The organism is Propionimicrobium sp. BV2F7 (genome assembly GCF_000510445.1).
GTDB lineage: Bacteria > Actinomycetota > Actinomycetes > Propionibacteriales > Propionibacteriaceae > Propionimicrobium > Propionimicrobium lymphophilum.
Window position 1 is genome coordinate 247306 of record NZ_AZIS01000004.1, and the last position, 20867, is coordinate 268172.

Genomic DNA, 20867 nt, shown 5'->3' on the forward strand with positions numbered 1-20867 from the left:
GTTAGTTTCGATTATCTAGATAATGCTCGATCAGGTTCTGCGTGGAACCGTCCTGCTGGGCAAGCACCTCGCGGTCGCCGTCGATGGCTGGCGCGATCTGCTTGGCGAGCACCTTGCCAAGCTCGACGCCCCACTGGTCGAACGAGTTGATGCCCCACACCACGCCTTCGACGAACGTGATGTGCTCGTAGAGTGCGATCAACTCGCCGAGAACTCGCGGAGAAATCTCCGGGACGAGGATGCTCGTCGTTGGCTTGTTGCCCGGGAACACGCGGGCAGAGACGATCTCTTCCGCGGTGCCCTCCGCACGGACCTCGTCGGCAGTCTTGCCGAACGCCAGCGCGGACGTCTGCGCGAAGAAGTTGGACAGGAACAGACCGTGCACGTCGGTGCCGGACTCGCTCAGCGCGTGTGCCGGGTTGATCGGCGCAATGAAGTCCGCCGGGATCACCTTCGTACCCTGGTGGATCATCTGATAGAAGGCGTGCTGGCCGTTGGTGCCAGGCTCGCCCCAGAAGACCTCGCCGGTCTGCGTGGTGACAGGTGAACCGTCCCAGCGGACGCGCTTGCCGTTCGATTCCATCGTCAGCTGCTGCAGGTATGCCGGGAAGCGGTGCAGATACTGCGAATACGGCAGCACGGCGTGAGTCTGGGCGTCGAAGAAGTTGTTGTACCAGACGTTCAGCATCGCCATCAGCGCCGGAACGTTCTGCTCCAGCGGTGCAGTGCGGAAGTGCTCGTCCATGGCGTGGAAGCCGGCCAGGAACTCCTGCCAGTTTTCCTTGCCTAACGCGATTACATCGGCCAGGCCGACGGCCGAATCGACGGAGTAGCGTCCACCGACCCAATCCCAGAAGCCGAACGCGTTCTCACGCTTGATGCCGAATTCCTCAACCTTGTCCAGGGCGGTGGACACCGCAACGAAGTGCTTGGCGACGGCCTCCGCACGCTGTTTCTCGCTGTCGCTGATGGCGTTCACCGCGCGCAGCGAGTTGATGAGCCAGTTCTTCGCCATGCGGGCGTTGGTCATCGTCTCGAGCGTGGTGAAGGTCTTTGAAGCGACGATGAATAGCGTCGTCTCCGGGTCAACGTCGTGCGTCTTCTCGTACATGTCGGCCGGGTCAATGTTGCTGATGAAGCGGCACTCGATGTCGTTGAGTTTGTACGGCTTCAACGCCTCGTAGACCATAACCGGGCCGAGGTCGGAGCCGCCGATGCCAATATTGATTATCGTCTTAATCTGCCTGCCGGTGACGCCCACCCAGGAACCCGAGCGCACCTGCTCGGCGAAGTCGTAGACGCGCTCCAGGGTCTCGTGCACTTGGTCGACGACGTTCACGCCGTCCACCATCAGCTCGTCGCCCTTGGGACGACGCAGAGCGGTGTGCAGCACTGAACGCTGCTCCGAGGTGTTGATGATCTCGCCGGCGAACATTGCGTCGCGACGTTCCTCAAGCTGAACTTCTTTGGCCAGCCTGACCAGCATCTCGAGGACTTCGTCAGTCAGATAATTCTTCGAAAAGTCGACGTATAAATCGGCGGCCTCACGCGAGAAACGCTTGGCCCGCTCCGGGTCCTCTTCGAACCACTTGCGGAAATCTACGTAGAAGCTTTCAGCGGTGCGGGAAAGATCGCTCCAAGCCGATGTCGTCGTCGGGTCAACAGGTGTCTGCATAGCCAACAGAGTAGTAGGAGAATGAGCGACGCGGAACAAAGTTGCCAAATAAAAACTGATGCCCCCTAGTGTCTAGGGGGCATCAGTTAAAAAGTATGAATCTAGATAACGCGACGGGCTGCGGTGATGCCGCCTGCCAGAGCGTTAACGCCGATCGGGATGCCAGGGGCCGAAGCCTCTACAACCTGACCGTTGCCGATGTACAGAGCCGCGTGGCCACCACCGTAGGAAATGATGATGTCGCCGGGCTGCAGATCGGAGGTGGAAACCGCAACACCTGCGGTCGCCATGCCGAATGAGGTGCGGGGCAGGGAGACACCAGCGGAGGCGTAGGCGGCGTAAATCAAACCGGAGCAGTCGTATCCTGCAGGTCCGGTGCTGCCCCAGATGTAGGGCTTGCCGGACTGGGCCAGCGCGAATGCGACGGCTGCGCCTGCCACACCGCTAGCCGGAGCCGAGGAGTAAGTGACGGGCCTGGCCGCTGCAGGAGTTGCAGCGTTGTTGGTGGCCTCTGCACGTCGGGCGTCGGCCTCCTCGCGAGCGCGATCCTGAGCTGCGGCCTCTTCAGCAGCTTTTTCCTCGGCAGCCTTGTCGTCTGCCGCCTTCTTCTCGAAAGCCGCGGTGACGCGGGTTTCGGTGTCGTCGTCAACTGCACGGTCGCTGGCGGTCTCGGTTACGTCCAACAGCGTGCGCTCGGTTGCACGGGTTACCTTGTCGGCGGTGCGGTCGCCGGTCAGGGTTGCGGTGGTCGCCTGGGGGCGATCGGCCGCGGAGGAAACCTGCAGGGCACCCGGAACGACGAATACGGCGGCGGCAGCCATGGTGGCCGCGGTGGCCATCAGCTTGCGGGCGCGTCCGCTAAGGCCGGCGTTGTCGGCGCTCAGGCGGATCGGGTCAGTGAGAGTCTGCTCTACTGCAGGAACCGTCATGTCAACCGCGCGGCGTGCGGTTTCGACGGAGGAAAGATCAATGCTCATTACGTTCAGCACGCTATCGTCGGCAGCTGCCCGACGTGCGGCACGGGCCGGCAAAGTATCGAAGTCGTTAACGGCTTCGTCGATAAGGGCGCGGCGTGCGGTCACTTGGTTCTCCTGTACGAATAAGACTTAAGAAAGTTCAGCTTCGAAGTGGAAGCTGAGATAAATATAAGAGCAATCCTGAGAAAATTTCAAACTTTGGCAACTTTTCTAAGAATTTTTTACATTTCTTTCTTAGTAAACCGAAGGGGTGGGTGATCGGTTACCACGAAAGACACTACCCTACCTCTTTATATATGCCCCAATCAGAGACTATTTATTGATGCTTCGCAGCCACTCTTTGGCAATGTCTGCGCTGGAGCGCTTGTCTCTGGTGGAGGCAAGATTCATGTTCACCAAGTCCTCGGTGGTCAGCTTCTTAGCTATCGGTTCGATAATCCCGCGAAGCTCGTCGGCCTTTTCTGCCTGCACGATCGGCACCACGTTAGAGGCTAGGAACATGCCCTTGGGATCCTCCAGGGTCACCAGGTTGTAGGTCTTGATACGCGGTTCGGCGCTGAAAATGTTGGCGACGTCCACATTTCCTGCGGCGAGTTCCTCGGGGGTGGTTTCGCCTGTTGCGACGAACTCGACATCAAGGCCATAGACGCTTCTTAAGCCTTGGGGCCCATAGGGGCGCCCCTCCAGCTCCGGCTTGCCGCCAACACGCACCTTGCCGATCTTCGCAAGATCAGCAATTGTCTTCACCTGATTTTTCTCTGCGAACTCAGCCGTGACGTTGTACGAATCCTGATCGGCGGCCGGAGCACGGTCGTAGGCCACGAGGTTGTCGGGCAGCGCCTTGACCAGTTCATCGTAGACGGCCTGAGGCTCCGTCACCGTAGTGTCCGGCTCGAGAGCCTGCAGCAGGTTACCGGTATATTCGGCGAAAAGCGTGATGTCACCGTTCTGCAGTGACGGCAAGTAGGCGTCGCGCTTGCCGATGTTGAAGCGCCTGTTCACCTCGAATCCCTCAGCCTCAAGCGCCTGGGAAAAAATTTCCGCCAGGATCTCGTTGGAATAGTAGGCGGACGAGCCGACGGTTATGGCGTCGGTGCTGGAACCCGTTTCGAAGGGGTCGTCGTTTGCGCCGCAGCCAGTAAGCAACAGCGCCGCGACAGACACCAAAGCGGCAAGTTTGCGAAAGATCTTCATTGTTTTTTCCTATTCATTAACCGACTGCAGCCGGACACCTTTTGGGATAGCCAGGCGCCTGACCAGCGCCATCGCCACGTCGGCGATGACCGCCAGCGCGACCGTCACGAGCGACGCCCCGAGCACCTGATCGAAACGCCGCAACGCAATGCCCTGAACGATATAAAAGCCGAGCCCCCAGGCGCCGACGTATCCCGCGATCGTTACCGAAGCGATGATTTGCAGCAACGCCGTGCGTAGCCCGTTGAACAGCAGAGGCAGCCCGAGCGGGGCCTCTACCTTGAACAAGATCTGCGCCTCGGACATGCCTATCGCGCGAGCACCGTCGACAGTCGTTTTGGGTGCCGCCTCGACACCCGAGTAGGCGCCAGCCAAGATCGGCGGCACGGCAAGCAGCGTCAACGCGGCGTAGACGGCTCGGGCTTTGCCGTCGACCCCGAATAGCACGACCAAAAACAGCACCAGACCGAATGACGGCAGCGCGCGAGCCGCTCCCGTCGCCGAAATCACCAGGTTGCGAGCGCGTCCAGTGTGACCGATGAACCAGCCCAGCGGGACGGCGATGGCCGCCGCTATCAGCAGCGACAGCAGCGAGAATCCCAGATGTGTGAATATCGCCTTACCCAGTGGCAAAACGCTCTCTGCCAGCTGATCAGAGAACATCCAGTGGAATGCCTGCTCAAAAAGATTCATTTGGCCACCGTCCAAGGCAAAAATAGGCGTCCGGCAAGTGCCAGCAGGCGGTCGAGCGTCAAAGCCAGCACTAAACAGGCGACGACGCCCGCGAGAATCTCTTCCGGAATCTGGCGCTGGTAGCCGTTAGTAAATAGGTAGCCCAGGTTCGTAGCCCCGATCAGGGCACCGACCGTCGCCAGCGAGACGGTGGTCATGGTGGCAACCCGCAACCCCGCCAGGATGACCGGGCCGGCCAGCGGCAGCTCGACCCGCCAGAACCTGGCGAACGTGCCGTAGCCAACCGCCTTGGCTGCGCTCAGCGTCAGGACGTCTATGGAACGAAAGCCATCGGCCGCATACCTGGTGAGCAGCGCCGAAGCATACAGGCACAACGCGATCATCAGGTTGATCGGCGACAGGAAGCTGATGCCGAGCAGCGGCGGCAGCAGCGCAAAAAGGGCCAGGGACGGGATGACGTAGAACAGCCCGATGAAGCTGAGCAGCGCCCCGCCTGCCACCTTCATGCGGTTGGCCAGCCAGCCGAGCGGGATCGAGACGAGCAGGGCTGCAGCAATCGGAGGCAGGCACTGCCCCAGATGAGCGAGCGCGAGCTCGAAGATCAAGCCCAGGTTGTTCGTTATCCAATTCATTCGAGGACCACTCCGCGGGTGCGCCCTGTGGCGTCCTTGACGATTCCGCCCTCCAGCCGGAACTCTCTGGAGCCGTTGGTAAGGCCGACGAAGTCTCGCACGAAGTTGTCTGCAGGACTGGCGATTATCTCGTCGGCGGTTCCGGCCTGGTGAATCTTGGCTCCCTCACCCAGGATGACGATCTGATCGCCCAGTTTGAATGCCTCGTCGATGTCGTGGGTGACGAAAACCACCGTCTTGGAGAGTTCCGACTGCAGCCGGATAACCTCGGCCTGCAGCTCGGCCCGCACCACCGGATCGACGGCCGCGAACGGCTCGTCCATCAGCAGAATGTTCGGGTCGGGGGCCAGCGCCCTGGCGACACCGACGCGCTGCTGCTGACCGCCGGAAAGCTGCGCCGGATAGCGATCGCCCACCGATGGGTCCAACCCAACCAGCTCCATCATCTGACGGGCGCGCTCTGCTGCCCCGGAGCGCGGGGTTTTCTGCAGGCGCAACACAGAAGTTACGTTGTCGATGACTTTCAGGTGCGGCAGCAGACCGCCATTTTGCAGGACGTAACCGATGGAACGACGAAGCTGCACCGGCGAACCGCTTGAGACGGGGGTGCCGTCGATCTCGACGTCCCCCTTTGTGGGCTCGACCATCCTGTTGATCATCCTCAGCAGCGTGGTCTTTCCGCAGCCGGATGGACCAACAAAAACAGTGGTTTTATGCGAGGGCAGTTGCAGAGAGAAATTCTCCACCGCGAGGGTGGAGCCATATCTCTTCTCGACGGACTTGAATTCGATCATGGGCGTGGGGCAGTTTCTTGGACGGTTTTCACCATTGAGCTCTTCCGGCAGAGGTGAAACCAGCCTATCAAGGCCATCAATGCCTCTGTCATAGGCGATGAGTTGAGGAGAGTAATCCTGCTATTCTCCTCCTGAAATGCAATACCCCCAGCCAAACATCCAGTTGACTAGGGGTTTTGTTGTGCGCGAGAGAGGAGTTGAACCTCCACGCCCGTAAAGGGCACTGGCACCTGAAGCCAGCGCGTCTACCATTCCGCCACTCGCGCGAAGCGACTGGATCGATATTACACAGCAGCGATAAAAAATAAAAATCGCAAGAGTTAAGTGGCAAAAACAGCATCTAGCCCGTCCGGAATGACCCGCAGCCCGAGAAATAACCTGTTCGCCTAATCTTTCCTATCAAACTCCGAAATTTCTAGAACCAGCTCGCCCGCTTCGTCGCTGGCATCGAGATCGACCTCCGCAGACACCTGCCAGTCGTGATTGCCCTCCGGGTCGTCGATGATCTGACGCACCTTCCAGACCCGATCCTCCGGATTCTCGACGATAAACAGCGACGGGCCACGCGCCTCGGCACCGGCGCCCATCTCCTCGTGCTCGTCCCAGTAGTCGCCCAAGGCGTCGTCCCAGTCGTCGATTGTCCACTCCGAATCCTCACCATCAAGATCTGCCAGCGCCTCTACGTCGTCGTCCGCCATCAGCAACACCCGACGGAACATCGCGTTTCGCACTAGCCGCCTGAACGCGGTCTTGTTGCCAGTGAGCGGGCGCTCCGGCGCCTCGGCGGCCTTGCGCACCTCTTCGACGGTCTGGGTCGGGTCATTCATGGCCTCCCACTCATCCACCAGGCTGGAGTCGGTCATCTTGATGGTCTCGCCCAACCAGTCGATGATCTCCTCGAGTTCGGGGGTGCGGGACTCTGGCGGAACAGTCTGACGGAGAGCGCGCCAAGCATCCGATAGGTAGCGAAGCAGAAGTCCCTCGCTGCGGGTGATCTTGTAATGGGCGACGAACTCGCCGAACGTCATCGCGCGCTCATACATGTCCCTGACGATCGACTTCGGCGAAAGCGGCGCAGCGCCTAGCCAAGGCTGCCTAGCCAGAATCGGCATGAGCGCCTCCTCCAGCTCCTCAGCCAGCGGCTGGGGCCAGGTGATCTCCTCGGCCTCCTTCTGCCTGTCCAAATAATCCAGCCCATCGGCCTTCATTTCGGCGACCGCCTTGCCACGCTCGAAGGACTGCTGGGCGTAGAGAATCTGCATGGGGTCTTCGAGAGTAGCCTCCATCACGCTCACCACATCGAGAGCGTAGTCCGGGCTTTCGACGTCCAAGGCGTCAATGAAGTTGATAGCAAAACCGGCTAGCGGCTGATTGAGCGCGAAATCGTCCTGCAAGTCCGGAGCCAGATCGTACTTCCTGCCGCCGGGAGTCGGCTCGTCACGCTGCACCACCACGCCGTCACGAATGAGCGAACGACCCAACTGAATTGCCCGCCGATACAAGCGGTGGCGATGCTGGATGCTCTCGGTGGAGTCGTTGACCAGGTTGACGACGGCCTCGGCCGTGTCTTGATCGCGCGACAGCAGATTGATCAGCATCGAGTACGTGATCTTCATCCGCGCGTGCAGCGTTTCCGGGGTGGAATTGATCAGTTTGTTGAAGGTGTCCTCTGTGTAATTGATGAAGCCATCGGGCGCCTTCTTCTTACGCACGGACTTCAGCTTCTTCGGGTTGTCAGCAAACTTCGCCTCGATCTTCGCGTTCTCAATCTGATGCTCGGGGGCCTGCGCGACGACATAACCAATGGTGTCGAAGCCAGCCCGTCCCGCTCGGCCGGCAATCTGGTGAAACTCGCGGCTGCGCAGCACCCGATCGCGACGGCCGTCGAACTTGCTCAACTGCGTGAAAACCACCGTTCGGATAGGGACATTCACGCCGACACCGAGCGTGTCCGTGCCGCAGATCACCTTCAACAGCCCAGCCTGAGCCAGGTTTTCGACGAGCCTGCGATACTTAGGCAGCAGACCCGCGTGGTGGACGCCGACCCCGCTCAAAATCATGGAACGAAGAGTCTTGCCGAAACCGGGAGCGAAGCGGAAGTCCCGGATGGCATCGGCGATCTGCCGGCGCTGCTGCGTCGAAATCAGCTTTGTGGTGTGCAGCTTGCTGGCCGCCTCAGTGGCCATCTTTTGGCTGGGGTGCACGAGATATACCGGCGCCTGCCCGGTAGCGACGAGCTCCTCCAGCTTCTCCGGCAGCGGCATCATAGACCACTCGTATTGCAGCGGAACTGGGCGCTCGACGCCGCTAATCACCTCAACCGGATAATCCGTGACCTCCTCCAGCTTCTTCGCCAGGTCAGTCACGTCCCCGAGCGTGGCGCTCATGATGACGAACTGCGCTGCTGGCAGCTCCGTCAGCGCCACCTGCCACGCCCAGCCCCTGTCTGGGTCTGCGATGAAGTGGAACTCGTCCATGATGACGCAGTCGATGTCGGCGTCCTCGCCCTCGCGCAGCGCGATATTCGCCAGGATCTCGGCCGTGCAGCAGATGATCGGCGCATCGGGATTGACGGACGCGTCGCCCGTCACCATGCCAACCAGGTCCGCCCCGAAATCGTCGCACCAAGAGAAGAACTTCTCGCTCACCAGCGCCTTGATGGGTGCCGTGTAGTAGACGCGACCGCGCTCCGCCAGCGTTGCGACCATGGCCGCCGTGGCGATCATCGACTTACCCGAGCCTGTCGGCGTGGTGATGATGGTGTTGGCATCCATCAGCGTCGCCAGAAGCGCATCCGCCTGATGCTGATACATCGGCGTGCCCTTGCTCTCGGCATACTTACTGAACGCGTCGAATACCGCGTCAGTTTCAGGCTTGGGCCCCAAATCGTCGAGCAGCTTAGCCAATGGTGCCATGTTTTCCATGCCTTCCATCATTGCAGGGCGCACTGACAATTTCACCCGACGTATTCCTCACCGATCGTTCTGTTTCTGGTTCGGCTGCTTCTGGGCGGCTGCTGGTCTGGCTTAGTTTGTCGAGCGAGTCGCCGTGTCTACGTTCATCTCTTATCGCTTGCGCGATGTCGAGATTTCTCTTTCGCCACGCCTCGATGCTCGCCAAACCAACCCAGCCCAGCATCCTCACCGTCAAAAGTGGTCACCGAGTTGGGCGTCGTCGAGATTAGTGAGGAAGAAAATGTCCGTAGACGAGCTTTTTGGTTCCCGTTAAATCTTGGCGAATCAACGTGGAAGAAAAAGTTCGTAGTCGAGCCTTATCGTTCCCGTTAAATCCTCAGAAATCATCGCGGAAGAAAAAGTCCGACGTCGAACCTTTTTCTCCTCACCATCTCCAGATGAGCCAGGGTGGGCACCTATTTAGCTGAGGTTGTGGGAGTTCGGGTCTTTGAAGGAACATCAAGGCGTGGCGAGAGCGACGACATTCAAACGCGAAAGCGTTTGAATCAGGAGCGGAGACACGTAGCCAGTGACGCAAAGACCCGAATCCCACAACCGACCGGCACCCGTCCGAAGAAACCACAGACAAGAAGCAACCGGCGAAACCACTAGCCAAGCAAAAACAATGGGCACCAAGGTATAAACCCTCGGCACCCATCGCCTTATTTAGATTATGTGATTATCAGTGGCCTTCGGGAAGTTCCTTCGGTTCGGGGAGATCACGGAAGTGTTTGAGCACAAAGTATGAACCGAACAGGCAGATCAGGTACGGGATACCGGCAACCCAAGCCGCGTGGATCTGCCACCACAGCGCGATGAACACGCAGACGCAAGCGGCGATTCCGAGGTAGTTGACGTATGGCGCACCCAAGACGCGGGCTGGCGCGGCCGGCTTGCCCAACTTCTTGCGCACGGAACGGAACCGCAGGTGCGTGAGAAGGACGATGGTCCACGTCACCAGGATGCCCAAGATCGCGGCACCCATTAGGTACTGGAAGGCGCTTTCGGCGGCAAAGATGGAGAGCAGGCTGGCGATGACCATGCCGATGGCGGCAATCATAACGGCCCCGCGCGGCGCGCCATTGTGCGACGTCTTGGCAGCGGCCTTCGGTGCCATGCCGTCGATTGCCAGCGAGTGAATCATCCGGCTCGACGCGTACAGGCAACCGTTAGCTGCAGACAGCGCGGCAACGATCAACACGAAGTTCATGATGTGTCCGGCGGCAGAAATACCCGCGGCGTCGAGGGCCTTCACGAACGGCGAACTCTCTATAGTTCCATTGGCTGCGGCCGTCTCCGTCCAGGGCTGCATGGTGACGATGACACCAACCGCCAGGATGTAGAAGATCAGTAGGCGCCAGATCATCGCGCGTGCTGCGCGCGGGATGTCGCGCTCGGGGTGCTCGGATTCCGCCGCTCCAGCGGACGAGTTCTCGATGCCGCCGAACGAGAACACAGCCATGCAGGCGGCCAGCAGAATGCCGCCAAAGCCGTAGGGGGCGAAACCGCGGTGGCTGGTAAGGTTGGACAGCCCCGTCGGCGGGTTCGGGCTCGGCCAGCCGAAAAAGATCAGCGAGAGCCCGAGCAAAATGAATGCGCAGATGGCTACCACTTTGATCATCGAGAACCAGTATTCGCTGGTTCCGTAGAGACGCACCGTCGCCAAGTTTAGGCCGATGACGAACAGCGAACAGCACACCGTGCCGACGCCCAGATTCAGGCCGGGGAACCAATGCTGCAGATATGTTGCACCGGCGACCACCTCCGCGCCGACCGCAATGAACGACTGAATGGCAAAATTCCAGCGTCCGACGTACCCGCCCAGGCTGCCAAGATAAGCGCCCGCGACAGCACCGTGCCCGCCCGGAACCGGGTGCACCGAAACCATTTCGGCCAGCGCCCACACAATTACCAGGGCGAGCGAACCGGCGAGGATATAGCTGATGATCGTGGCGGGGCCGGCGAGCGCGATCGTCGCACCCGAGCCGAGAAACAGCCCGGTGCCAAGCGCGCCGGAAAGCCCGATCATGGCTACCTGTCCGCTGGTTAGGCGGCGTACTAAACCTGTGCGTTCGCTCATATCTTCTCCTAATTGACTAAGAGGCAGATTAATAGGCGTTGGGCCGCGCAAACCTTAGGCGACATCTAGCGAGATAGCCAACGCCTAAACTTGGGGCCATGGAGTCTTACCATCCGCAGCAGATCGAGGTCCGTGGGGCGCGGGTAAACAACCTGCGGGGACTCGACGTCGACGTCCCGCTCGACCGCCTGGTGGCGATCGCGGGTGTGTCCGGTTCTGGCAAGTCGTCGCTTGCTTTGGGCGTGCTTTACGCGGAGGGTTCCAGAAGATATTTGGAGGCGCTTTCGACGTATACGAGACGCCGGATGTCTCAGGCGCAGAAGGCGAAAGCCGAAATCACACACATTCCGCCGGCCCTCGCGCTGCGTCAGAGGCCGGAAGTTCCGGGAGTGCGTTCGACGTTCGGCACGATGACCGAGCTGCTGAATGTCTTGCGCCTGATGTTTTCCAGGCTGGCTAGTCATCGCTGCCCTAACGGGCACTATTTGAAGCCGTCGATGAAGGTGGCCGCCGAAGTTGAGATGAAGTGTCCGGAATGCGGAAGCACCGTGACGCCGCCGGGCGCGGAATCGCTGGCGTTTAATTCCGTCGGCGCGTGCCCGAGGTGTTCGGGAACGGCGATCGTCCGCGAGGTGAACGACGACGCCATCGTGCCCGACCAAAGCCTGAGCATCGACGAGGGCGCAGTCGTGCCATGGCGGATGTTCGGTTGGAGTGTGCAGCCGGATATCGTGCGCGAGTTCGGGGTGCGCACGGACGTCCCGTTCAGCGAGTTGACGCAGGAAGAACGCGAGATCGTTTTCGCTGGCCCCGAAGAAAAGAAGCACATCACGGTGACGAGCGTGAAAGGTGTCCACGAGCTCGACTTCACGTTTAGAAACGCCAGGCTGACCGTCACGAAGGAGCTCGATCGGGCAACCGACGAGAAGCGGCTCAACAGGGTTTCGAGATTTTTGACCGAGCGGGTCTGCCCGTCATGCGCCGGCAGCAGGCTCAGCGCGGAGGCCCGGGCGCCGAAAATTGGCGAGTGGAATCTCGCCGATGCCACAGCCATGACGCTCGCCGACCTGATGGATTGGGTACCGACCGTCTCGGCAACGCTGCCAGACGAGATGCGTGAAATGGCGGACGCGCTGGCGGCTACCTTCGTCTCGATGGGCAAACGGCTGATACAGCTCGGCCTGGGCTACCTGAGCCTAGATCGAGCCGCTACGACGCTTTCCACCGGCGAGCGCCAGCGCGCGCAGCTTGCCAGAGCAGTGCGCAACGAGACCACCGGCGTGCTTTACGTCCTTGACGAGCCGTCGATCGGGATGCACCCGGCGAACATCGAGGGGCTGATCGGCGTGATGCGCGACTTGCAGTCGGGCGGCAACTCGGTGGTTTTCGTCGACCACGACGTGCAGATTTTACGCGCCGCCGACCACCTGATCGAGCTCGGGCCGGGGGCGGGAAGCCTGGGCGGCAACATAGTTTCTCAAGGCAGCATCGAGCAGGTGACGGCCAACGAAAATTCCCTACTTTCGCCGTTTTTAAGCGGCGAAGCGGAGATTGTCACCAGGGCCCAGCGCACCGAATTCGACGAGTGGCTTCGGCTAGAAACGCAGCCCATCCACACCGTTCACGCCCTAGACGTGAGAATCCCCCTCGGGGCGATGACGGCGGTCACCGGGGTCAGCGGTTCGGGCAAGACGACGCTCATTTTGGATTCACTGGTGCCCGCGATTAATGGCAACAAACCCAGCCACGTGAGCGGAATCGAGCCGGGTTCTATAAATAAGGTTCGCATCGTCGACGCCACCCCTATCGGCGTTAACGTTCGTTCCACCGTCGCCACCTATTCGGGCGTGATGGACGAGCTGCGAAAGGCATACGCAAAGACCGACGAGGCTAAGCGCCGCAGGCTTAAGGCGGGTGCGTTCTCTTACAACACCGGCAAGCTGCGCTGCCCCGAATGCGACGGCACCGGACAGATCAGCCTCGACGTGCAGTTTTTGCCGGACGTCACTATTTCCTGCCCCGCTTGTAACGGCAGCAGGTTCGTTCCCGAGGCCAACGAGATAACGATTGAGACTGCGAACAGTCGGATTTCTCTTCCCCAAGCTCTCGAACTGAGCGTTTCTGAAGCGGCAGCAGCGTTCGCCGGTACAAAAATGGAACGCAAACTGAAAAACCTTGTCGAGCTCGGGCTCGGTTACCTGAAACTCGGCGAGGACACGCCCGCGCTATCTGGCGGGGAGGCACAGCGACTGAAGCTGGCCGGCGAAATCACAAAACGGCAGGCGGGCACATTGTTCGTCCTGGACGAGCCGTCCGTCGGCCTTCACCCGTTGGACGTGCGGGTGCTGGTCGGGGTGCTGCAGTGCCTGATCGAGAAGGACGCGACGGTGGTGGTTATCGAGCACGACCTGGATCTGATCGCCAACTGCGACTACATCGTCGACATGGGCCCAGGAGGCGGCGCCGAAGGTGGGCAGGCCGTCGCAACCGGAACTCCGGACGAGGTGGCGCAGAACCCGGATTCGATAACCGGCAGATACCTTTCAAAGACGATCGGGAGAAACCAGTGACATACACCACCAGTTATTCTTCTTCGCTCGGCGAGCTCTTCTTGGCTAGCGACGGGCACTGTCTCACCGAGCTCGATTTCGCGGTCGGCACCCACACGAAGTCGCACGGCGCTACCGCCAAGAAAAGGGCTGAGGCACACTACGATGCCGTGGGCCTGCGGGATTTAGATATCTTTGCGCATACCGCAAACTGGCTCGACCAATACTTTCGCGGCGAACGCCCTCAGGACGCTCCCCCACTGGCGCCTAAGGGCAGCGATTTTCAGCTAGTCGTGTGGAGATTTCTGCGGAAAATTCCATACGGCGAAACCACCACGTACGGCCAGCTCGCGAAGGATTATTGCGCCGAAACCGGGCGCGCCACGATGTCCGCGCAGGCCGTCGGCGGGGCGGTCGGGCGCAACCCGATCAGCATCATCGTCCCCTGCCACCGAGTCGTCGGTTCGGATGGTTCGCTCACCGGGTACGCAAGCGGCGTCGAACACAAAGTGGGGCTACTGGGGCTTGAGGGCCTCGACGTCGACGAGCAAGAGCTTCGCCTGTCGAGACCCTCGGCTAGTTAAAACAGCCTCTGGCTTGCCAGCTTCGCGCCGGCGGTGAGGGCTTCGAGCTTCGCCCAGGCAATATCCGGGTGGATTCGCCCGCCGAAACCGCAGTCCGTGGACGCGATGACGTTTTCACGCCCAACCAGACCGGCGAAGCGCTCGATGCGCTGGGCCACCAGCTCCGGGTGTTCGACGACGTTGGTAGAGTGTGAGACCACGCCAGGCACGATCAGCTTGCCTTCGGGCAGCTTGGTGTCTTCCCAAATCTCCCATTCGTGGGCGTGACGCACGTTGCCCGCCTCGAACGAGTAGCTGCCTGCGTTGATGGTGAGCATCTGATCCACCAGGTACTTGAACTCGAGGTCTGTGGTGTGCGGGCCGTGCCAAGAACCCCAGCACAGGTGGAAGCGAACCTTGTCCTCCGGCAGCCCCTCGAGCGCGTGGTTGAGCGCGTCGATGCGGATCTGGATGAACTTCTGGTAGTCGGCCACGCTGGGCTCGGGCACGATCTGGTCCCAAGACTCTGCGATGGACGGGTCGTCGATCTGCACGACGAAGCCGGCGTCGACGATGGCCTTGTACTCGTTCTTGAGCGCCTCGGCGCAGGCCCAGACCACGTCCTCGTCGCTGTCGTAGAACTCGTTGGTCAGCCTTGCCGCGGACCCCGGAGAGAGCGCAGCGACGAAGCCCTCGTTGTTTGCGTTAAGCTCGTCGAGCGCGGTGCGCAGGCCGTCGGTGTCGGCCTTGACGGCGTCGGCACCGGTGTAGGTGATTTCGCCGGTGATAGATGGCTGTTTGACGGGGTTGCGGGCGGCAAGAACGCCGTTTACCGGGTTTTCGTAGGCGTCTTTGAAGCGGGCGCGATCGCGCCGATGCGCGAACGACGCCAGTCTGACCTGCCCGGGCTTCGACTCGATGAGAGGCTCCTCGGCGCCCCAACGGCTGTCTGAATCGCCCGCGGTCAGGCCCGAAAGCCTGCTGAAAGAGTAGTTCCACCAGCCGCCGTAGTCAACGCTTTGGGTCATGACGTGGCCATATTCACCGTCGTTGACGATGTCGATGCCAAGATCGATCTGGCGCTTGACGACGTCGCGCACCTCGTCGTGCAACTGGGAGACGAAATCGTCCCAGGCAATCTTGCCGTCCTGCTGACGTTTGTTCAGCTCAAGCAGGTGCTCGGAACGCGGCAGCGAACCGACGTGGGTGGTCTGAATATGGTCAGTGTTTTTCGAAGTCATGCTTAGAGCTTAGCTAGCCCCACTGACAAAAAATTCAGCTTCCAAACTGGCGGGACTATCGCCTGCGCGTGCCGAACAGCGAGCGAGTGATCTCGCGGCCTAGCGTCCTGCCGGCAGAACGCAACACGTTCGTGACGACGGATTCGGCCTGCCTTGCGCGACGTTCCTTCTCCGCCTGTTCGCGCTTTTGAGCACGCTCTGCCTCTTTGCGAAGCCTCGCCTCCTCGGCAGCCTGCGCCTTAGCCTGCTCCTTCGCCGCCTTCTCAGCCTCCTTGGCTTCCTGGGCAGCACGCTCCGCTGCTTCGGCCTGCGCCTTCGCCTGTTCTGCTCGTTCCGCGAGCACCTCCGTCGCCGAACGCGGGTCTACCGGATCTTTGAAGCGGGCGTACAGCTGGGAAGAATTGATGAGTTGGTCGATTTTCGCCGAGTCAGCGGCACCCATCACCGATGCGGGCGCCCAGATACTGAAGGGCGCTACCGGAGTGGGACGGTCCTTCTTGCCCAACACGGTGATGACCGCCTCGCCAGTGCCTAGGTTCGTCAGTATCTCAGCCAAGTCGAGGTCGGTGGCAGGGAACGTCTTGACGGCCTCCTTCAGGTTCCGTTGATCCTGCGGCGTTACTGCGCGAAGCGCGTGCTGGATGCGGCCGCCCAATTGAGCGAGCACCTCGGATGGAATGTCGTTCGGCGTCTGGGTGACGAAGATTACGCTCACGCCCTTCGAGCGGATCAGCCGGACGGTGTGCACGACCTGGCGCACGAACTCCTTCGTGGCGTCGGTGAAGAGCAGGTGGGCCTCGTCGAAGACGAACGCCAGTTTCGGCTGCTCCAGATCGCCTACCTCCGGCAGATCTTGGAAGAGCTCGGCCAACAGCCACATGATCAGCGCGGAAATGAGCGCGGGACGGCTGGACATGTCGCCCACCTCAAGCAGGGAGATGACGCCCTTGCCGTCCGGTGCCGTGCGCAGGAACTGCGCGGTCTCGAAGCTCGGCTCGCCGAAGAACTCGTCGGCGCCCTGCGATTCGAGTGCGGTCAACGCCCGCTGGATTACCCCAGCTGTCGCCGGGCCGACGCCGCCCAGCGTCGCCAATTCGGACTTGCCCTCAGGTGAGGTCAAAAAGGCAACCACGGAACGCAGATCGCCTAGGTCGACCAATTCGAGCCCGTTCTTATCCGCCCATGAGAAGATCAGCTGCAGAGCCTGCTCCTGCGTCGAGTTGAGCCCCAATGCGCGGGCCAAAAGCAGCGGCCCGAAACTCGAAATCCTGGTTCGCACGAATGCGCCTGGGACGGGTGCGTCGGCGCCCGCCGGAGTGAGCAACTCGACCGGAAACTGCCCCGGCTGCCAATTCTGGCCGTTCGCGCTCGTGCGCTTGAGTAGCTTTTCTGACGACGGCCCCGACTCGGCCAGGCCAGTCAGATCGCCCTTGACATCCACCAGCACGGTCGGCGTGCCAACCGCGGAAAGCCCCTCTGCCAGCAGTTGCAGCGTGCGGGTCTTGCCGCTGCCAGTGGCGCCGGCAACCAGCATGTGACGATTCAGCGTGGCCAGCGGGATCTTCGCGTTGACCCCGGGAACCTGCTTGCCGTCCTCCAAGAGCGTGCCGAATGGGATTGATGCCCCGTCAAACTCGTACGCTGCGGCGATTTGCAAGGCGAACTCGCTGACGTCCTGGGCGGGTTTCGCAGGGCTCGGCGCTTCTGCTGGAGCTTCTTGTTGCGCCGGTTCAGCATCAGACGAACATTTTTCGGCACTGTTCGCCTGCGCCTCCAGTGCCGCCAATCGCGCGGCAGCAGCTTCCGCCTTGGCCTTCGCCGCTGCCGCCTCGGCTTCAGCCGCCTCTGCGCGGGCGGCGGCCAACTGGGCCTCTAAATCCTGGTTCGCACTCACAACCAAAAGTTTAGAGCAGCCCACTGACAAGAGCAGCCACAAAGAAAGTCTCATCCGGCTTTGTGCTAAATCGCGGTTCCTAAACCAGCGAAAATAAACGAATTCTGCAACACACCTAGCCAGAGAGATGAAATAGAGAAATATTAGTCACCGGCCTAGGGCCGACCACATTTTGACCACTTACCCAATAATTTGTGTTGTTATTTGGCCTATTGGCATGTAAGCGAGACTAAAGCCGTCATAGTCAGCCAATATGTAGTTATCAAGTGCGTTTTGGTAGCGTTGGCGAGTTGAGTTAGTTAAATCAATTCGGCTTGCTAACCATTGGCGGGCATATTGGCCTAGCGGATTACCTTTTGGGTCAACCCATATGCCCGTTGCTCAGTCTGCGAACTCTCCAGCCAACCAACTGTTAGCTTTTTGTTTGGTTCAAAGGTTTTGGGGCTTTGTAAGTTTCAGCCCCCGCCCGATAGCGAGCTTGATATCTGCCGGGCGATAATCGCCGAACAAAGCCTAATTGTGAGCGTTTACCCGCTGTTTTGTGCCGCATATCATCCTCGGATGCTGATTACGGCCGCTAGTGTCTCTACGCTTTTTGGTGGCACATAATAACACGCGCCTAACGGTAAAGGTTCTTAACGCTCTCATAAAATCGTAAAATGCGTTGTCAACTGCATTTTACTTGGTAGCCCCGAGCGGATTCGAACTGCCGCCACAGCTTCGAGAGGGCCGCGTGCTAGGCCACTACGTTACGGAGCCAAGAGAGACATAGGTTTTGCAGTTGTTACAGACGTTGGCAAATCAAACAGGCGCCACGGTTGCCGGTGGCAAGTAACTCTAGCGATGCAATTCATTAGCTAAGAGGTGGTGTAGTCCGTGAACCGATTGCCACGCGGCAAACATGTGCGACGATGAGCTTCGCACATCACTGCTTGCGGTGTGCGGGGTCGGCGAGGAAACCGCTGACGACATTACGCTTTACGCCTATAACCGCGCCCGTATTCATCTATGACGCATACGGGCGCCGCCTGCTTAAAGCTGCCGGCTTGGGTAGCTACCGCACCTATACCCAAGCCAGAATGGCTTGCGAAGAGGCCATTCGAGGCGAAAACTTCAGCGTTAGAGAATACGGGCGGCTGCACGGGCTTATTGTCCGAGCCGGAAAAACGCCCGCGCATAGGGCGGCTGGCAGACCTATTAGCCCAAGATCGGTGCAGATAACCAAACTGCTATTTGAACTCGGGCTTCCATTGGCAACGTTCGCCACCTTGCCAACCTTGGATTCAGATCTGAACCAAAAATAACCCAGGCAATCCAAGATTGCCTGGGTTATTCGACTTAAGACTACATCTTCGTATAGTCGGTAATCATGAAGCCTTCAACCGGCACCTGGTGACGGGATATCAGCAGGTTGTCTGTATCAGCAGAAAGGGTGTATTCCCAAGAAGCCTGAGCTGGTGTATCCAGTCCGCACATGACTTCAGTCAGCTGACCCTTTTGTTCGTCGCTCGGGGTATCCGTATCCGGAGCAACCCACACTTTGATAACGGTTGGTTCCACAGTCTTGCAGTAAAAATCAATCTTTACTTTATCGCCAGCTTTCCAGTCCCCATTAGCATTCAAATAGTATCGATAGCTCTCGATTGTGTCCGAAGAAAAGGTTGTGAAAGTCGGGCCGACAAAAAATGCTGAAATCCCATTCGCTTCGGCATATTTCTTACCCTCATCCTTCCACTTCTGTTCCAGGGCATCCGCGTCATCAACAGTTTTTTCGGCTTTCTCTTGCTCCGGCTGCACTACGTCTTCGGTGGTGGAAATCAGGCCGGGTTCGTGGTCAGGGACTTCAGCTTTTTGCGTGTCTGCGGCCGAGGCAGACCCTCCCGCTACGGAAGCCGAAGTTTCCGGTTTAGTTTCTTCCTTATTTCCTCTGCAACAAGACAGGCTCATAGCCAGGGCACAGGCACCCAATAGCGCAAGCAACTTTTTCATGGTGCTTTCCTTCCGTAAGTAAGGCCGATGTGGCTGTTTTGCCTTTCTTGACTCACAGTCTTGTCGAACAGTTACGCTTTGCCATCACCCAAAAGTACGTTTTTTCTTTTTCGCCCTCCCCCAAAAAACTATGCCCGCGGCGCCGAACATTTAGCTAAACAACAAATGGTCGACATAACGCTAACCCAGGGCTGCCCCAGCTAGTGCTAGCAAAAGCTAACGCGGCAAACGTGCCCTTAGAGTGAAACAAGGCTTCGTAGATACTGACAATGAGCCACCGGCTGCTTCTAGACGCGACTCCAAGCTGCTCAACCCGGTGCCATAAGCTGGATCAGCGCTAACCACGCCGGGATTGGACACTTCCAACCAATAACCTCTGGTGTCCTCCCAGAATCGAGCCTCCATCTGGTTAGACGCCGTATGAATGAGTACGTTTGTGATAGCTTCTCGCAACACTTGCACAAACAAATGAGCCTTATCGTCCTCAGCCGGCAAATTCCCGTAAATACGTAAGTCCAGTTCAACGGCCACGGCTAATTCCCGCAAGGTCGAAAGCCAAACCTGGGCAGGAATCTGGGCGCGATTGTGACTTAAATCGGTTGGCAGATTCACCAATAGCCGCTGAAGTTGAGCCAATCGCCCATCATCTAACACGTCATCTTCTAAGAGGCGATGAACGAAAGAAATTCGTTGCGCGATTGTGTCGTGAATCGAAGATCGAGTTTTCAAAACCAGGCGTTTTGACAGGGCTTCATTCAACCGCGCAGTCTCTAAAGCTAACTTTCGTTGACGAACCTGCAACTCTTCGATTTCGTCCGAGAGAGCTTGACTTAAAACCATATACTCACTGACGTCCGAGGCAAGAAGTTGAGTCCAGGAGCGGCGTCCATCAGCAATCCGGGCACGTTCCAGCATCCAGGTTCGTCCTTTTGGGTCGGTTATCCGAAAAATCGCGTTGCCTTCATTAGATTCTTGGCTCAGGACGTCGTTACGGGCTCCATCTGCGGGAGCCGTTACTTTGTCAATTGCAATCTGACGCAGCTGCGCACCCAACTTGTCATAGCGCGACAATGATGTTAGCCCTAGGCTTTCGAGAAGCCTGTCCATCGCGGTGTTGACTAGCTGGCTATGCCCTCGGGAATCCGCAAACAGTACGCCATGCTCTAGCCTATCCAGCGCTTCCTTAATGCTGAAAGGGCTTAAATCACGACGCAATAGTTGCCCTTCCCGCCAAACCTGGACGCATAGCCAAGAAGTGGAAAACGCTCCTGCAGCTAACAGCACCCACGCGCCGCCGATGTCCAAAATTGGGGGTAAAAACGCGGTCAACGTCACGAGAAACGGTATGACTGCATACCGATAGGTAGTTAGCAACAAGACTAACCCCAAGCCGAGACACACTACTACGAACCAGCCGAAATGCCGGTCGTTGAGGATAAAGATACCTGCTTGCGAATGAATCAACACAACAGCGAAAGCCCAAGCATAGAAGGACAGCAGCACCGCAATGCTAAATAGGAATACGGTAGCCAAACGTCGACGATGAATAAACCACTGGCTCATCGTCAAAATACATGCCGCTAATGATCCGAGAATCATTAGCGCAGTCCCTGCAGCTAGCTGGGCTGGCGT

14 protein-coding genes and 1 tRNA gene are annotated in these 20867 nt (G+C 59.1%); 2 read left to right on the top strand and 13 right to left on the bottom strand.

Features of this window, described 5'->3' with window-relative positions:
• Position 1: 1 nt before the first annotated feature.
• The 9 genes from pgi to HMPREF1255_RS05545 form a co-directional block, all read right to left on the bottom strand.
• On the bottom strand, positions 2-1675 hold the full coding sequence (gene pgi / locus HMPREF1255_RS05505) for a glucose-6-phosphate isomerase (protein WP_036917220.1): 1674 nt from the start codon (positions 1673-1675) through the stop codon (positions 2-4).
• A gap of 101 nt (positions 1676-1776) precedes the next feature.
• Entirely contained in the window at positions 1777-2757 is a 981-nt protein-coding gene (locus HMPREF1255_RS09420; protein WP_024111100.1) for a C40 family peptidase, read from the bottom strand.
• A 207-nt stretch (positions 2758-2964) separates the two neighbouring features.
• On the bottom strand, positions 2965-3846 hold the full coding sequence (locus tag HMPREF1255_RS05515; protein ID WP_024111012.1) for an ABC transporter substrate-binding protein: 882 nt from the start codon (positions 3844-3846) through the stop codon (positions 2965-2967).
• A gap of 9 nt (positions 3847-3855) precedes the next feature.
• The gene (locus HMPREF1255_RS05520; protein WP_024111270.1) at positions 3856-4539 is read right to left on the bottom strand and encodes an ABC transporter permease; all 684 of its coding nucleotides are present in this window, start codon (positions 4537-4539) and stop codon (positions 3856-3858) included.
• Positions 4536-5171 (bottom strand): ABC transporter permease, encoded by a 636-nt coding sequence (locus HMPREF1255_RS05525; RefSeq protein WP_024111135.1) that lies wholly within the window; start codon positions 5169-5171, stop codon positions 4536-4538. The genes HMPREF1255_RS05520 and HMPREF1255_RS05525 overlap by 4 nt, the downstream gene beginning before the upstream one ends.
• Positions 5168-5965: an ABC transporter ATP-binding protein gene (locus tag HMPREF1255_RS05530; protein ID WP_016455140.1), complete on the bottom strand. Its 798-nt coding sequence runs from the start codon at positions 5963-5965 to the stop codon at positions 5168-5170. The genes HMPREF1255_RS05525 and HMPREF1255_RS05530 overlap by 4 nt, the downstream gene beginning before the upstream one ends.
• Before the next feature lie 182 nt (positions 5966-6147).
• Positions 6148-6231: transfer RNA gene (locus HMPREF1255_RS05535), tRNA-Leu, on the bottom strand.
• Positions 6232-6351: 120 nt separating this feature from the next.
• Positions 6352-8901, bottom strand: coding sequence for a DEAD/DEAH box helicase (locus HMPREF1255_RS05540; RefSeq protein ID WP_036917222.1), 2550 nt, complete (start codon positions 8899-8901; stop codon positions 6352-6354).
• Positions 8902-9601: 700 nt separating this feature from the next.
• The gene (locus tag HMPREF1255_RS05545) at positions 9602-10999 is read right to left on the bottom strand and encodes an amino acid permease (RefSeq protein ID WP_024111234.1); all 1398 of its coding nucleotides are present in this window, start codon (positions 10997-10999) and stop codon (positions 9602-9604) included.
• Between the two features lie 98 nt (positions 11000-11097).
• Here HMPREF1255_RS05545 and HMPREF1255_RS05550 point away from each other — a divergent pair, with 98 nt between their 5' ends.
• Together HMPREF1255_RS05550 and HMPREF1255_RS05555 are read left to right on the top strand one after the other, a co-directional pair.
• Positions 11098-13569 carry an excinuclease ABC subunit UvrA gene (locus tag HMPREF1255_RS05550; protein WP_024111015.1) on the top strand — a complete coding sequence of 824 codons (2472 nt, stop codon included), beginning with the start codon at positions 11098-11100 and terminating at the stop codon, positions 13567-13569.
• Positions 13566-14132 carry a methylated-DNA--[protein]-cysteine S-methyltransferase gene (locus tag HMPREF1255_RS05555; RefSeq protein ID WP_024111113.1) on the top strand — a complete coding sequence of 189 codons (567 nt, stop codon included), beginning with the start codon at positions 13566-13568 and terminating at the stop codon, positions 14130-14132. Before HMPREF1255_RS05550 ends, HMPREF1255_RS05555 begins: the two co-directional genes overlap by 4 nt.
• Here HMPREF1255_RS05555 and HMPREF1255_RS05560 read toward each other — a convergent pair.
• The 4 genes from HMPREF1255_RS05560 to HMPREF1255_RS05575 form a co-directional block, all read right to left on the bottom strand.
• Positions 14129-15352 carry a cobalamin-independent methionine synthase II family protein gene (locus tag HMPREF1255_RS05560; RefSeq protein WP_024111049.1) on the bottom strand — a complete coding sequence of 408 codons (1224 nt, stop codon included), beginning with the start codon at positions 15350-15352 and terminating at the stop codon, positions 14129-14131. The genes HMPREF1255_RS05555 and HMPREF1255_RS05560 overlap by 4 nt on opposite strands.
• A gap of 55 nt (positions 15353-15407) precedes the next feature.
• Positions 15408-17246, bottom strand: a complete 1839-nt coding sequence (locus HMPREF1255_RS05565) for a helicase HerA-like domain-containing protein (RefSeq protein ID WP_036917366.1) — start codon at positions 17244-17246, stop codon at positions 15408-15410.
• Between the two features lie 1344 nt (positions 17247-18590).
• A complete protein-coding gene (locus tag HMPREF1255_RS05570) occupies positions 18591-19235 on the bottom strand; it encodes a hypothetical protein (protein WP_024111060.1) in 645 nt (214 codons plus the stop codon).
• A 216-nt stretch (positions 19236-19451) separates the two neighbouring features.
• Positions 19452-20798 carry a hypothetical protein gene (locus HMPREF1255_RS05575; protein ID WP_197016979.1) on the bottom strand — a complete coding sequence of 449 codons (1347 nt, stop codon included), beginning with the start codon at positions 20796-20798 and terminating at the stop codon, positions 19452-19454.
• Between the last annotated feature and the right edge of the window lie 69 nt (positions 20799-20867).